14 protein-coding genes are annotated in these 14,211 nt (G+C 32.2%); 2 read left to right on the forward strand and 12 right to left on the reverse strand.

Translation table 11 applies throughout. The features are described 5' to 3' along the window. Window positions 1-28: 28 nt before the first annotated feature. Genes B5D16_RS01785 through B5D16_RS01805 form a run of 5 tightly spaced genes read right to left on the reverse strand, consistent with a single transcriptional unit; the run spans window position 29 to window position 4,853 of the window. Complete coding sequence (locus B5D16_RS01785; RefSeq protein ID WP_078765252.1) at window positions 29-1,756, reverse strand: hypothetical protein; 1,728 nt, start codon at window positions 1,754-1,756, stop codon at window positions 29-31. A 29-nt stretch (window positions 1,757-1,785) separates the two neighbouring features. Then, the gene (gene nudC / locus B5D16_RS01790) at window positions 1,786-2,601 is read right to left on the reverse strand and encodes an NAD(+) diphosphatase (protein WP_078765253.1); all 816 of its coding nucleotides are present in this window, start codon (window positions 2,599-2,601) and stop codon (window positions 1,786-1,788) included. Window positions 2,602-2,624: 23 nt separating this feature from the next. After that, the gene (locus B5D16_RS01795; protein ID WP_078765254.1) at window positions 2,625-3,344 is read right to left on the reverse strand and encodes an SDR family NAD(P)-dependent oxidoreductase; all 720 of its coding nucleotides are present in this window, start codon (window positions 3,342-3,344) and stop codon (window positions 2,625-2,627) included. 21 nt (window positions 3,345-3,365) lie between these two features. After that, window positions 3,366-4,292 (reverse strand): aldo/keto reductase, encoded by a 927-nt coding sequence (locus tag B5D16_RS01800; RefSeq protein ID WP_078765255.1) that lies wholly within the window; start codon window positions 4,290-4,292, stop codon window positions 3,366-3,368. A gap of 36 nt (window positions 4,293-4,328) precedes the next feature. Then, the gene (locus B5D16_RS01805) at window positions 4,329-4,853 is read right to left on the reverse strand and encodes a nitroreductase (RefSeq protein ID WP_078765256.1); all 525 of its coding nucleotides are present in this window, start codon (window positions 4,851-4,853) and stop codon (window positions 4,329-4,331) included. A gap of 320 nt (window positions 4,854-5,173) precedes the next feature. Between B5D16_RS01805 and B5D16_RS01810 the strand changes: the two genes are divergently transcribed. Together B5D16_RS01810 and B5D16_RS01815 are read left to right on the forward strand one after the other, a co-directional pair. Then, window positions 5,174-5,488 carry a PadR family transcriptional regulator gene (locus B5D16_RS01810; protein WP_078765257.1) on the forward strand — a complete coding sequence of 105 codons (315 nt, stop codon included), beginning with the start codon at window positions 5,174-5,176 and terminating at the stop codon, window positions 5,486-5,488. After that, window positions 5,489-6,430, forward strand: coding sequence for a DUF2812 domain-containing protein (locus B5D16_RS01815; protein WP_078765258.1), 942 nt, complete (start codon window positions 5,489-5,491; stop codon window positions 6,428-6,430). A 376-nt stretch (window positions 6,431-6,806) separates the two neighbouring features. Here B5D16_RS01815 and B5D16_RS01820 read toward each other — a convergent pair whose 3' ends face one another. The 7 genes from B5D16_RS01820 to pknB all read right to left on the reverse strand — a co-directional run bounded on the left by B5D16_RS01820 (window position 6,807) and on the right by pknB (window position 14,209). Further along, on the reverse strand, window positions 6,807-7,460 hold the full coding sequence (locus B5D16_RS01820) for a class I SAM-dependent methyltransferase (RefSeq protein ID WP_078765259.1): 654 nt from the start codon (window positions 7,458-7,460) through the stop codon (window positions 6,807-6,809). A gap of 19 nt (window positions 7,461-7,479) precedes the next feature. Continuing rightward, the gene (locus tag B5D16_RS01825) at window positions 7,480-8,355 is read right to left on the reverse strand and encodes an NAD-dependent epimerase/dehydratase family protein (RefSeq protein ID WP_078765260.1); all 876 of its coding nucleotides are present in this window, start codon (window positions 8,353-8,355) and stop codon (window positions 7,480-7,482) included. A 73-nt stretch (window positions 8,356-8,428) separates the two neighbouring features. Next, window positions 8,429-10,081, reverse strand: a complete 1,653-nt coding sequence (locus tag B5D16_RS01830) for a SulP family inorganic anion transporter (protein WP_078765261.1) — start codon at window positions 10,079-10,081, stop codon at window positions 8,429-8,431. A gap of 163 nt (window positions 10,082-10,244) precedes the next feature. Further along, on the reverse strand, window positions 10,245-10,502 hold the full coding sequence (locus tag B5D16_RS01835; RefSeq protein ID WP_078765262.1) for a hypothetical protein: 258 nt from the start codon (window positions 10,500-10,502) through the stop codon (window positions 10,245-10,247). Between the two features lie 33 nt (window positions 10,503-10,535). Next, window positions 10,536-11,192, reverse strand: a complete 657-nt coding sequence (rpe, locus tag B5D16_RS01840; protein WP_078765263.1) for a ribulose-phosphate 3-epimerase — start codon at window positions 11,190-11,192, stop codon at window positions 10,536-10,538. A gap of 56 nt (window positions 11,193-11,248) precedes the next feature. Then, window positions 11,249-12,127, reverse strand: a complete 879-nt coding sequence (rsgA, locus tag B5D16_RS01845; protein WP_078765264.1) for a ribosome small subunit-dependent GTPase A — start codon at window positions 12,125-12,127, stop codon at window positions 11,249-11,251. A gap of 9 nt (window positions 12,128-12,136) precedes the next feature. Continuing rightward, window positions 12,137-14,209 carry a Stk1 family PASTA domain-containing Ser/Thr kinase gene (pknB, locus tag B5D16_RS01850; protein WP_078765265.1) on the reverse strand — a complete coding sequence of 691 codons (2,073 nt, stop codon included), beginning with the start codon at window positions 14,207-14,209 and terminating at the stop codon, window positions 12,137-12,139. Window positions 14,210-14,211: the final 2 nt, after the last annotated feature.

Genomic DNA, 14,211 nt, shown 5'->3' on the forward strand with positions numbered 1-14,211 from the left:
TATAAAATTATATGCCAATTAAACCATCTTATTTCCATCTAGCTTTTATGAATTCTCCTGGGAATAAGATTATGTCCACATATTTATATTCATGTTTTTCAAAATCTTCCCAAACTTCACAACTTTCTACTTTGTATTCTCTATCGTTAGTTTCATCTTTAAATATGCTAACATCACCCTCATTATATACTTTTATGTGAGCAGGTCTAACATCTTCCTTTACATATCGATAAAAAATCATACTACCATCATCATATGTAAACATTGAAAAATCCTTACCAGATGCATATGTATTAGTACGAACTATTCTTTTTAACACGTCATTTGCTAGTCTAGGAATTCTATAAATATCAGCCTGATTATCAGGAATAGAAACTATAAATATTCTTCCCTTTCCATATGTACTCATAAGTACAAGTGATGTATGATAATCACCATCGCCACCATTAAGAAGTGACCACGACTCATTATTTCCATGTACTATTTCTGGGAATATAATTGGTTTCACATCATCTATATATCCTGCCCAATCCCCAGTCATCTGATATCTCGTTACATTTATCTTTCTATCTGTAACTATAGCTTCTGTAAGGCCAGCCGCTCTTAATTCATCTCCACGTTCTTTCAAGAAACCAGTTGTAATAACAGCTTCCCCACCATTCTTAACATACTCACTTAGTTTTTCAACAACATCTTTATCGCAAGCTGAACTTTCCGTAAGTAAAATGTTCTTTTTATCAGATGGGAAATTTGGAGTTGCTTCAATCGGAATACCAATCATTCCAAATCTCATTTCAAGATGATTTTCACCACTAGATTCATATGGAATATATGTAGCCACACCTGTTGGATTTCCAACATTATCAAGCATATCATCAATCTTTTTAAGCTGTATTCCCATACCTCCAACGAAGCGATTATCAATCAAATTACTCCATTCAAAATGCATAAGTTCCTTAGCCTTAGCAAATGCTGTAAGATACCCCTGTTCTAGATATCTATCTGAAGACCAACATTGAAAAATATCAAACCAGCCTCCACCGTTTCTATCAGGCCAAGCATTCTCCATATATCTTACAAGTGAATAACTTAGGTACTCTGGCAAATGCTGATCGGCATATTTAGGACTTCTTGTTTCTGTTCCAATATATGTTGCATCAAATATATCCTGTTCTTCTTTTGGAAGATATCCTGTAAAATGATAAGACTCCCTCCAGTTAGGGTATTTTACTACCATTTTAACTTTTGGATTAACTTTTTTTGCAGGATCTACAATTAAGTTCTTTGAAACATCAATCATAAGTTCCTTTCTAAAAGTAACCCAGTCTCTGTCTCCTTTTGCCTTAATACAGCTTTCACAAGAACAATTTGTAAAATAAAAATCATCCAAAATAACTTCATCAAAAAGACTAGCTGTATATTCTGAAATTTCCTTAACCTTTTCTCTCATTGCTGGATCTGTATAACACATGGTATTAAATAATCTCCTCTTACCACCCCCCGCGCCTTCAAAATCAGGTGTTACAGTTGTAATACCACCGGATACCTCCACGCCTTTACTTTCAAGAAAATTCTTAATCATTAATATCTGTTCTTTGTCTATGTCTATATCTTCTCTATGAGTCTCTAAATATATCTTATCAAGTCCAATGTATTTTTCTAAAAACTCATAATCACTTGCAAGTTTTTCACTAGTCATGTTCTTAGCAATCCACGCTGGTAAATAAACTACTGTTTTAAAATTTCTGTAATGCATGTAAAAGCCCTCCTAATCTAAGTCTGCAATTATATTTTACTTTCTTTAAACATCTTCATCATTTCGTTAGTTAAGCTTAAATTATTTGGTTGTAAAACAATATCTTTACGCTTAACCCACTCTGCATATTTTAACTCATCCTTATCCATATTTATTTCACTGTCACCATCAACTTCACAATAAAAGCCAACAAGAATATCCTGTGCCATACCCCAAGGCTGAGATTTATAATATCTTATATTTTTAACCTTAACGCCGGTTTCTTCCATCACTTCACGCTTAACTGTTTCTTCAAGCGTTTCACCAATCTCAGCAAATCCTGCGACTAATGCATTATGTGCATATCCTCTATTATATCTTGTTATAAGAATTGAATCTCCTTTTAAAACACCAACAATAACCGCTGGATTAATTCTTGGATATATAACATTTCCACAACTACATCTAAGAGCTCTTTCCTTATTATCTATCTCAAGTTTTCCTGCACACTTTCCACAATACACATTATCAGCATACCACTTCCACAAGTGGTATGCTGTAAACATTGCCATTATGTCCTTACCAGAATATTTATCCCTAAGTTCTCTAATAGTATAATAAGAAAAACCTTCTTTACTAATTTCAACATACTCATTACATAAAAAATATTTTTCATCATCAATACTAAAAAGATAAATTATATTATTAGATTTTACTTCCTTTTTAGTAGTTAGTATCACTTTACTACTATCTCCACCTACATATAATCTACCTTTTTCATCAAAAACAAGTACGTAATCATCATCTTTTGCTTCTATAGTCTTATATTCTATATTTAAGTTACTTGGGAATATATCCTGTATCATTTTACACCTCTATTACTAGTTATTTAGAATGGATAATCAACATCCTCATTTGTTATAAATCTATGTCCATCAAAATCATTTCTTCGTTTTTCAAAAAGTTCTAAAAGAATCTGTGCTGCTTCATACGAAGAAAGTGGTGCTGGATTATCTTCTCTTCCGTCCGTTCTAATCCAACCTGGATGAACACAAAAGATATTAATCTTTTTATCGTCCTTAAATGTATTTACAAGATTCATGGTAGCCATATTAAGCGCGGCCTTAGCCATTCCATAATCTATCATGTTAGTCCTGTAACACTTTGAAATACTTCCTGCTTCAGAAGAAATATTCATAATAAGTGAAGTCATTTCACTCTTTTTCAAAAGACCATAAAATGCTTTTATAACTCGCATTGGTCCTACTGCAGCAACATCAACAGTTTTTGCAATGTAATCAAGATTTGCATCAAAGAATCCCTTGTCACAATCAGGTGAAACTGTAACAGCATTATTAATTAAAAGATCAAGATGATCAACTTTCTCTGACAACTCTCTGGCTGCATTTTCAACTGATTCCGTATTGCCTATATCCATCATAAGAATAATTAAATTATCACCATATTCTTTTTTTAGTTCTTCAAGTTCAGGTGATTCTTTTCTTACGGTTGCTACAACTTTATTGCCAGCTTCAAGATATCTTAATACAAGATTAAAACCAAGACCAACCTTTTTACCGGCTCCTGTAATCATAACATTTTGATTCATTTATTACCTCTTTTTTAAACTTTATGGTAAAAACTTACCTGCTGATAAGTATAATTTATACCAGTCATTATGTGATAATTTAACATCTGTAGCTGCACATATATCCTTAATATGCTCTGGATTCATAGTTCCAATAATAGCCTGCATTTTTGCAGGATGTCTAAGTATCCATGCTATTGCAATTGCAGCCTTTGATACGCCTTCACGTTCTGCTAATTCACCTAAAACTTTATTAAGTTCTGGGAAGTCAGGATTATCAATAAATGTACCACCAAACATACCAACCTGAAGTGGTGACCATGCTTGAATAGTAATATCATTAAGCCTGCAATAATCAAGTGCATTACCATCTCTATTAACTGACATATCAGTTGTTTTATTATTCATATAAAGAGCCTGATCAATAAGCTGTGATTGCTCAAGTGATAACTGTACCTGATTAATAATCAAATCCTGCTTAACATACTTCTTTAATAATTCAATTTGCATTGGTACAAGATTACTTACACCAAAATATTTTACCTTACCATTCTTTTCAAGTTCAGCAAATGCTTCTGCAACTTCTTCAGGATCAAATAAAACATCCGGTCTATGAAGTAATAATGTATCAAGGAAATCTACCTTTAATCGATCAAGAATTCCATCAACACTTGAAATGATGTTTTCCTTTGTCCAATCAAATTCACTTCTTTCAGGGCAAATACCGCACTTACTCTGAATATAAATATCTTCTCTCTTAAGACCTGTTAATGGAAAGGCTTCTGCGAATCTTACTTCAGCATCCCCCATACCATAACAAGTTGCATGATCATAGAAATTAATACCACAATCATATGCTGTTCTAATAACCTTCGCTGCATCTTCCTTTGAAAGAGATGGCATTCTCATACATCCCTGTACAATAGCAGATACATTCTTAGGTCCATTAACAATATCATAATTTTTCATACTATAATAACCTCCTAATTCTCTCTACCGTGCGATTTATACATAATATATATAATTATCTTTTCTAGCTACTGGTGCTTTTAAAGGTTCTGCCGCATATCCTAAAGCACAGTGCCCTATGCCTTCATAATCGCCTTCAATACCGAGTTTTTTAAGAAGGTTCTTTCCGAACTCTGATTCAAATTCTTCTCTTGCTCTGTGAATCCAAATACTTGCAATTCCAAGGCTTTCAGCTGCATTCATAAGATTACCCATAACAAGTGAGCCATCATAAACATGAGTTGAAACTTCCTTATCAGCTAATACAATCAAGATAACAGGTGCACCATAGAATGGATCAAAGTCTTCTCCCCATCCTCCGATTTTTCTGTTTTCTTCTGATATTTCATCACGAAGTTTCTTGTCTGTAACTGCAATAATTATAGGACTCTGTTTTCCCATACCTGTTGCAGCGTATGTTCCAGCCTCAAGAATTGTTTTTAATTCCTCATCTTTAATCATGTCTGATTTGAAATTTCTACAACTTCTTCTGCTTTCCAAAACCTTAATTGTTTCATTCATAAACATTACCTCCATATCGTATGTTTTCCTCAATTTTTTAAACAAAACAAATCAATACATAATTTTTCAATGAGTAATTTTCCCATTTGTCTTATTATACAATATATTATGATATTCGCATACAAAAACATATTAAAAAAAATTTATTTTTAGTATTGACATATATATCGCAGTGCGATATTATGATTATATCGAAGTGCGATACATCTTACTGTGATATATCAAAGTTCGATACAACATGGCGAATTCATATGCATTTGCTGCGAAACATAAAGTATACTTTAAAAATATTGAAAAAATTTATAAAGAGGTGAAAAATTATGGATGCTCATATCAAAAAAGTTTATGTACCAATGACGGAGACTTCGTTTTACATTCTACTATGTTTACGAACTCCAAATCATGGGTACGGAGTTGTTCAGGCTGTAAAAGAAATGACAAATGGAGAAATAGTTCTTGCTCCAGGTACCATGTACGGAAGTCTTTCTAAAATGAAGAAAGATAAGATTATTAAATTTGTACGTGAAGAAGAAAAGCGAAAACTCTACTCCATTACCGAATTAGGACAAGAAGTTTTAGATCTTGAAATGAAAAGAATCGAAAGATTATATAAGAACATGAAGGAGATGAAATAGATGGGAAATACAAAAACAGTTTTTAAATATTTTACAATCGTACAGCAAGAACAAGAAGAACGTTTCTTAAGCAAAATGCATGCTAAAGGTTGGAAGTTTGAAAGTGTACATTTACTCGGATTTTATCACTTTAGCCGTTGTAATCCAGAGGAAGTTTCTTATAAATTAGATTACAATCAAGAAGGCTTAAAGAACAAAAACGACTACTTTCAGATGTTTTCAGACTGTGGTTGGGAACATATAACTGACTTTGTTGGATATAGTTATTTTCGTAAGACTGGAAAAGCTGATGAAGAAGATATATTTAATGATGCTGAATCAAAATTTGATTTACAAAAAAGAGTATATACAGGACGAGTTATTCCATTACTTATAATATACTTCTGTATTTTATTTCCACAGCTTCTAAGAACATCTTTCGGCGTTAGTACAACAAGTATTAAAATGGATAATATATTCGCTAATATATTTACTGTGTTAAATGTCATTTACTTAGTTATGTTTTCACTTTTTATTTTCCAGTGGCACAAACACGAAAAAAATGTACACTCCGATAGCAAAGCTTATTTAGCTAAATATATAGTATTATATGGTTTAATTATTCTTGGATTCGTATCAACTGGTTTGATTTATTATCACTCACATAAATCAACTTATGAAATTAAAGATACTGATGGTGTATACACTGTTGATGCAGATACATTAAATAAATCACTTAGTAAAACATACGAATTAAAAAAAGGTGATATAATAGATTTTAATATAAAGATGGATAAAGGTTTCTTACACATTGACATTAGTCCAGAAGAAAAGAAATCAATCTTCTTTGCAGACTACAAAAATTCAAAACATGACAATTTTACCATCAAGGAAGACGGTACTTATAATTTTATGATTTCAGGAAGACACTTAAAATCAAAAATTGACGTAAAGATTAAATAATATGTAATGTGTATTATCAGTTGGTAGAAGTTTAAGAGTTAGGAAAATTTTATTATTCTATCTGGGACCGTTGCGGGTCTCTACACTTAGTGAGAAAGATGTTGTTTGTGATTTATGAATTTTATTCGCATAACGTTAAGCGTTATGTAATAAAATCAGGAATGACTAGATGAATGCTTGCATTCAAATCTAGTTGTTCCTGATTTTACTATGTAATACTTGTATTATACGGATAAAATTAATAAATCATATAAAAAACAATATCTTTCGAACTTAGTGTGGCTAGGGGAAGCCCGCACCGTGCGAGAGCTGAGTCCAAGATAGAAAATAAAATTTGGATAACATTAAACTTCTACCAACTGATAATATTGTATTTTTAAAGTTGTACAAAAGCACACTTCCAAAGAATCTTTTCTTCCTTGTAGCGTTTCATGCTTTCTTCATTTACATATAATTTTTTCCAATCCTTGAAGAAGAAATCAATATCATCTTCATCAAAGAATCGTTTATATCTACCATCACTTGTTTTAAATAAGTGATATTCAATTTCTTCCCCCTGCATTGCTCCGTGATTTACGTCTTCCACCGAATTAACTCTTAAAAACAACACACCACCTTTATTTAACACCCTCTTTATTTCATCTAAAATCATAAAGGTATCTTCCTTAGTGAAATAATGTAATGTTAAATCTGCAATTACTACATCTGTACAATTATCAGTGAATGGTAATCCTTTCGTCATATCAAAACACTCAACTCTTTTAATATCAGGAAAGTTCTCTTTAACATTCTTAATTGCAATTTCTGAATAATCACAAGGTATTACTTCCTTACCCATCTTTCTTAAATATAAAGTATCATTTCCAAAACCACATCCTAAATCAATTATGGGTTTATTAGTATTCTCTATGTATTCCTTAAATGAATCTAACCAATCATCATACTTAATCTCTTTATCCCAAAGATTATCATATGTTTTATTCCATTCTTTATTAGCTATTAAATTAGCATTAATACTATCTTTATTCATTATTTAATCTCCCGATAATTTACCAACTTCTATTTATTTCGTCAATATAATAATCTATCAAATCATAGATATAATCATTTAAATTATTAAACTTAAATCCAAGACTTTGGGCTAGTTTTGTATTAATACTATATTCAACTTCTCCATTATATGGAGCATCATCACCATTTTTATCCATTACTGCTTTCTTACCAGTTTTATCTTCAACATAGTTTATAATCTCTCTAAGTGAAATAGTTCCATTTGAAGCACCATTAATCGCACCTTCAAATTCCTTATCAACCAAGAACGATATAAAATCACCTGCTTCATCAGATCTTATATATCCCATCTGATAATCTACATTATCAATATTCATAGGTTTCTCTTCCATCACATGTTCAACATAAAAACGGATTCGATTTGTATAATCGTCTTTACCTATAACAAAGGGATATCTAACAGCAATAAACTTTTTATCTGAATACTTTTGCCATAGTGCATATTCAGCATGTCTTTTAATTACATCATATGGATAATCTCCTCTATCACACCATATAAGCTCACCTTCTGCTGCATTAAAATCTGTTTCTGAAGTATCAATATGTTTCGGATCATATACTGCTGTAGTAGACATATAAATATATTTATCGCAATCAATAACATCCAATAGATTTTTAACATCATTTGAACAATATGCAATTTTATCAATAACCACATCAAAATGCTTATTACTTAGTTGCGTTTTGATACTATCTGCATTACATCTATCAAATATAATTCTATTAACTTTATCACCATATTTATCTTTTGCCATTCCTCTTGTTGCAATTGTAACTTCATGGCCTTTCTTTAATAAATCATCCACCATTGGAATTCCAAAAAACCTTGTTCCACCAATAACTAAAATATTCATATGTGCTAATCCTCCAAAGAAAAAAGTCTTCTATAATAAAATATATTATCATAGAAGACTTTACTATTCTATATTATTTTTTTCTAATACTACTAGCCCACGCTATGGCATCATCAATATGTGGCTTAAAGTTTTCTTTTCCAACCTTATCAACAAATCCGCATCTTTCCATAGTCTTCATAGGCTGCTCATTTACATGAGAAAATACCATCTGAATGTTTGCTTCCTTACATCTCTCAAAAAGACCTTCCATGGCATGCATAGCTGATGCATCTAACGCTGGCACACCTCTCATTCTAAAGATAATAACTTCTGTAAAATCCTTAAAATGAACTTCTGCAAGTCTATCAGCATCACCAAAAAACATAGGTCCTGAAATCTCATATACACGAACATGCTTTGGAAGTTCCTTTAGATCAATACCATCTGGATCTTCTTCAGGATCATAATACTTCCAACCTGATACAACTGACTCGTCACTCATTCTCTTCATAAAGAGTACGCAAGCCATAATCATACCAACTTCAATAGCAACTACAAGGTCAAATACCACTGTAAGAATAAATGTTACAACAAGTACTATAACATCACTTACTGGCGCTGTCTTACAAAGATGTACAAAAGTTCTCCACTGACACATATTATAAGCAACCATGAAAAGAATTGCTGCAATAGTAGGCATTGGAATAAGTGCCGCATATGGCATTAAAATAATAAGTACAAGCACAAGCACTATTGAATGAACCATACCTGCTATAGGTGTTCTACCACCATTTTTAATGTTCGCTGCAGTTCTTGCAATGGCACCCGTTGCCGGAATACCACCGAAAAGTGCTGAACCTATGTTACCTGCACCCTGAGCTATAAGTTCCATATTTGAACGATGATGTGAGTTAATCATACCATCGGCAACTACGCATGATAAAAGTGATTCAATAGCCGCTAAAATAGCAATTGTCACTGCATCAGATGCTACATTCTTAACAGCATAAATTGACATAGTAGGCATCTTAAATGATGGTAATTTATTAGAAATTTTATACAAATCACCAATTGTATTAACATGCATATTTAATCCCTTTACCATTGCAATTCCAACAAACACAGCAATAAGTGAACCAGGGATTTTCTCAGAAATATATGGCCATATAATTAGTACTACTAAACATACAGCTCCCACAATTAAAGCTTCATAATTTATTGTTTTTATATTCTTTACAATTGCCTCAACTTTTTCCATCGTTTCAATTGTAACTGTTCCTTTAGGATATTTTAATCCTAGAAAATCCTTGATTTGTCCAACTAATATGGTTACAGCAATACCTGCCGTAAATCCAGTGGTTATTGTATATGGGATAAATTTAATTAAAGAACCAAGTCTTAAAAGTCCCATAACCATAAGTAAAATACCAGCTAGTACAGTTGCAAGTGCAAGTCCACCCATACCATTTTTAGCAACAATACCTGCCACAATTGTAGCAAATGCTGCTGTAGGTCCAGCAATCTGTACTCGGCTTCCGCCTAAAAACGAAATAATAAATCCAGCGATAATTGCAGTATAAATACCTTCTTCAGGTCCTACACCTGAAGCAAGTGCAAGTGCAATTGATAAAGGTAATGCTATAATGGCTACAATTATACCGGAAATAACATCCGTTACAAATTTCTTTCCATCATAGGTTTTCATTACACTAAACAACATTGGTTTAAGCTTATCTTTTTTCATTTCCTATACACTCCATTTTCAATTTTAAAACCTGCCAAAACCTTATAATTATACCCTTGTTCTTTACCGCTCTTTTTACATAATAAAAAGTCGACGTTTCATTATGCCTGAATCCATCAACTTTTTTATTATTTATACTAATATCAAATAATATACTAATATATTATTTCTTTCCCTTAACTTTTTCTTTAATGCTTTCCTTCTTTTCCTCAGAAACTTTAAAATACCCTGCATTCTTTAATTTTACTAATAAAACAAGATATACAATAAACAAAATAATGTAAACTGGAATAACAACATATTTTGCATTTTTTGGAAGCTTATATCCAAACATATCTGATACCACAATAGCAAATGTGGCGAATCCAAGAATCATTTGAATTAACCCATATAATCCAAATAAATTATCATTTCGATCCATATTACCTCCATTCATGTCAAAAAATTAATTAAACTAATTAATATGCATGATTTCACACATTTTCTTAGTATTTGCTACTACATCTCCAGAATATACTGTTGATCCTGCAACAACTACATTGATACCAGCTTCAAGAACCATCTCCAAGTTGTCAAAGTTAATGCCGCCATCAACTTCAATGTCGCATTTATATCCATTATCATCTATGTATTTCTTTAATGTTTTTATCTTATCTGTAACACTATCAATATACTTCTGACCACCAAAGCCCGGCTCTACTGACATACAAAGAACCATGTCAATCATAGGAACATATTCAAATACGCTTTCTATCGGTGTATTTGGTTTAAGTGCAACAGAAGCTTTCATTCCAAGACTTTTTATTTTTTCAATGGTAGCCTTTAAGTCTTTACATGCTTCAATATGAACAGTAATAAGATCAGCTCCACTATTCTTAAAATCTTCAATATATCTAATAGGTTCAGTAACCATAAGATGAACATCAAAAACCTTATCTGTTACTTTTCGTATTGATTTAATGACAGGCATACCATAAGATATCGAAGGTACAAACATACCATCCATAACATCAATATGAATATACTCTGCTCCGCCTTCTACAACACTCTTAATTTCTTCACCAAGTTTTGTAAAATCCGCCGATAATATCGAAGGTGCTAAAATATTCATTTTTATTTCCTCACACTAAAAAATTCCCCATAATTTTTGTAAACCAATACAAAACATTAATACTTCTTATTATTCTTCAATTCCTCAAAAATCTCTTTATAATTTTCATATCTAACCTTGGATACTTCACCACTTTCTATAGCTTCTTTAAGTGCGCATCCTGGTTCATTTACATGAACACAACCATTATACTTACACTGATTCTCATAAGGAGCAAATTCCGGATAATAAAACCTTAAATTATTCTCATCTATCTGTGGAACAAAAATGGTACTAAATCCTGGAGTATCAAATATATAAGTATCATGACCAAGTCTAAAAATTTCAGAGTGTCTTGTAGTATGCTTACCTCTACCAATCTTTTTACTAATCTCACCAGTATCCATAAGTTCATCATCCATAATACTATTAAGTATTGATGACTTACCAACACCTGATGGTCCTGCAAATACTATGGTCTTACCCTTAATAATACTCTTAAGTTCATCTATTCCTTCACCATTATAAGTACTTGTAAATAATACCTTATAACCAGCTGGTTCATATATTTTTTTATAATCTTCTATATCGCTTTTAGTTGTTTCATCAACCTTATTAAAACATATAATAGTCTTAACATCCATATACTCCATCATGACCAAGAACTTATCAAGTAAGTTTAAATTTGGTTTTGGATTAGATATAGCAAAAACAACCAAAGCTAAATCAACATTTGCTACAGCAGGTCTTATTAACTCATTCTTTCTTGGAAGAAGCTTTGTAATATTACCTTTTAATTCTTCCTCATCAATAATATCAATACAGACATTATCCCCAACCAAAGGCTTTTGTGATTTATTTCTAAACACACCTTTAGCTTTACATTCATAAAGTTTATCTTCTTTTGTATTAACGTAATAAAAACCTGCTATACCTTTTACTATTTTACCTTGCATTACATTCCTTTAATGTGGCCAGTTCCCCTGTTGTGGCCAATTACCCTGTGGCCATCCTTGGTTTTGCTGGTTCTGCTGATTCTGCTGATTCTGCTGATCCTGTTGATTTGGGTCAGATGGCTGTTCACCCTGATTTGGTGGTGTAGTCTGTTCACCCCAGTTCTGATCTGATGGTTGCTCGCCCCAATTCTGATCTGATGGCTGTTCACCCCAGTTCTGATCTGACTGTGATTCCTGCTGTGTTTCAGTCTGTTCCTGTGTTTCAGTTTCAGTAGGAATTTCCTTCTTACCTAAACTAACAACAATATCAACTGAAGATCCAAGTGGCTGCTGACTACCAGACTTAGCTAACTGAGCAATTACTCTGTCCTTTTTAACAGTATCACTATAAACTTCAATTACTTTACCAAGTTTTAAACCTGCACCTGAAAGTTTTCCAGACACATCTTTCTGTTTTGCACCAACTAAGCTTGGTACTGTTGTAGTAGCCTTATATTCAGGTCCTCTACTACATGTAATAGTTACTTCATCACCCTTTCTAACATCTACTCTTGTTGACTTACTCTGAGCGATTACTTTATTAACTTCTGATGGACTAAAATCATATTCAACCGTAACATTTAATTCTAATGCTTCAAGTTTCTGCATTGCAGTAGTAAGATCCTGTCCAACAACATCAATCATATCATGCACTTCAGGACCTTTACTTAATGTAATAACTACCTGTATGTGCTTTTCAACTACTGTATCAGCAAGTTCAGACTGCTTACATACTAAACCTTTTTCAATGGTTTCATCGAAATCATATTCATATGCAACACCTAAGCCGTTTTCATTAAGTTTTTCCATGGCTTCATTTTCAGTCAGACCAATTACATTAGGTACATATGTATGCATATCATCTAAAGTTTCTTCTGTCTTAACTGTTACACTATTATTCATAGATGTATTAATACCAAAATTCTTCATTATCTTTGAAACTAAAACAATAAGGAATATAAGAATAATTATACCTACTGCAATACTTCCAACTGCAATTATCTTATCAAACTTTGGATTAACTGCATCTATATCATCATTTTCATTTTCTAAAATCTGAGTCTTACTAAGTTCATCATTAGTATCACCACTCTGGATTGTATCAATGTCATCATCTGTAAGTGCCGATGCTTTTTTAATTGTTGAAATTTCATCATCTGAAATAACAATCGTTGTACCATCATTTCCTACTGTTGATAAAACAACAAAATCTTCGTCAGGCGTAACTAATGATCTCTTTAAATCTGCAATTAAAGAATTTATCTTTAAATATCTTCTATCTGCCTTCTTCTGTGTACATTTATATACAATCTTTTCAACACTAATTGGAATATCCGGAACCAATGCCTTAAGATTTGGAATATCATTTTGAATATGCTGAAGTGCTATAGTTACAGTACTATCCCCTTCAAATGGAACTCTTCCTGCAAGCATTTCAAAAAGTGTTATACCAAGTGAATAAATATCACTCTTTTCGTCAATATATCCACCTCTAGCCTGTTCAGGAGAAATATAATGAACTGAACCAACAGCATTTGAATTAATAGTATTTGTGTTAGCTGTTGTGGCTCTAGCGATACCAAAGTCTGTAACCTTAACCTTACCTTCTTTTGAAATAATAATATTCTGCGGTTTAATATCTCTATGAATAATATGATTATTGTGAGCTGCTTCTATACCCTGTGCAACCTGAATGGCGATACTTACACTTTCCTTTATTGTAAGTCTACCCTTTCTTTCAATGTACTGCTTAAGAGTAATTCCTTCTATTAATTCCATTACGATATAATAAAGACCATTATCTTCACCTACATCGTAAACATTAACAATATTAGGATGGGATAGTCCTGCTGCTGACTGTGCTTCATTTTTGAACTTTGCAACAAAACTCTTATCCTCACTATAATCTTGTTTTAAAACCTTAATGGCAACGAATCTATTAAGCTTATGGCATTTAGCTTTATATACATCCGCCATACCACCAGATCCAACTCTTTCTAAAATTTCATAGCGATCACTAATAAATGTTCCGCTTTTTAACATAT

It is taken from the genome of Eubacterium uniforme (assembly GCF_900167115.1).
GTDB classification, from domain to species: domain Bacteria; phylum Bacillota; class Clostridia; order Lachnospirales; family Lachnospiraceae; genus Eubacterium_S; species Eubacterium_S uniforme.

What these genes read in the sequence shown, in the direction of transcription:
- B5D16_RS01785 (WP_078765252.1), bottom strand. Translation starts at nt 1,756, where the DNA reads ATGCATTACAGAAATTTTAAAACAGTAGTTTATTTACCAGCGTGGATT.
- nudC (WP_078765253.1), bottom strand. Translation starts at nt 2,601, where the DNA reads ATGATACAGGATATATTCCCAAGTAACTTAAATATAGAATATAAGACT.
- B5D16_RS01795 (WP_078765254.1), bottom strand. Translation starts at nt 3,344, where the DNA reads ATGAATCAAAATGTTATGATTACAGGAGCCGGTAAAAAGGTTGGTCTT.
- B5D16_RS01800 (WP_078765255.1), bottom strand. Translation starts at nt 4,292, where the DNA reads ATGAAAAATTATGATATTGTTAATGGACCTAAGAATGTATCTGCTATT.
- B5D16_RS01805 (WP_078765256.1), bottom strand. Translation starts at nt 4,853, where the DNA reads ATGAATGAAACAATTAAGGTTTTGGAAAGCAGAAGAAGTTGTAGAAAT.
- B5D16_RS01810 (WP_078765257.1), top strand. Translation starts at nt 5,174, where the DNA reads ATGGATGCTCATATCAAAAAAGTTTATGTACCAATGACGGAGACTTCG.
- B5D16_RS01815 (WP_078765258.1), top strand. Translation starts at nt 5,489, where the DNA reads ATGGGAAATACAAAAACAGTTTTTAAATATTTTACAATCGTACAGCAA.
- B5D16_RS01820 (WP_078765259.1), bottom strand. Translation starts at nt 7,460, where the DNA reads ATGAATAAAGATAGTATTAATGCTAATTTAATAGCTAATAAAGAATGG.
- B5D16_RS01825 (WP_078765260.1), bottom strand. Translation starts at nt 8,355, where the DNA reads ATGAATATTTTAGTTATTGGTGGAACAAGGTTTTTTGGAATTCCAATG.
- B5D16_RS01830 (WP_078765261.1), bottom strand. Translation starts at nt 10,081, where the DNA reads ATGAAAAAAGATAAGCTTAAACCAATGTTGTTTAGTGTAATGAAAACC.
- B5D16_RS01835 (WP_078765262.1), bottom strand. Translation starts at nt 10,502, where the DNA reads ATGGATCGAAATGATAATTTATTTGGATTATATGGGTTAATTCAAATG.
- rpe (WP_078765263.1), bottom strand. Translation starts at nt 11,192, where the DNA reads ATGAATATTTTAGCACCTTCGATATTATCGGCGGATTTTACAAAACTT.
- rsgA (WP_078765264.1), bottom strand. Translation starts at nt 12,127, where the DNA reads ATGCAAGGTAAAATAGTAAAAGGTATAGCAGGTTTTTATTACGTTAAT.
- pknB (WP_078765265.1), bottom strand. Translation starts at nt 14,209, where the DNA reads ATGTTAAAAAGCGGAACATTTATTAGTGATCGCTATGAAATTTTAGAA.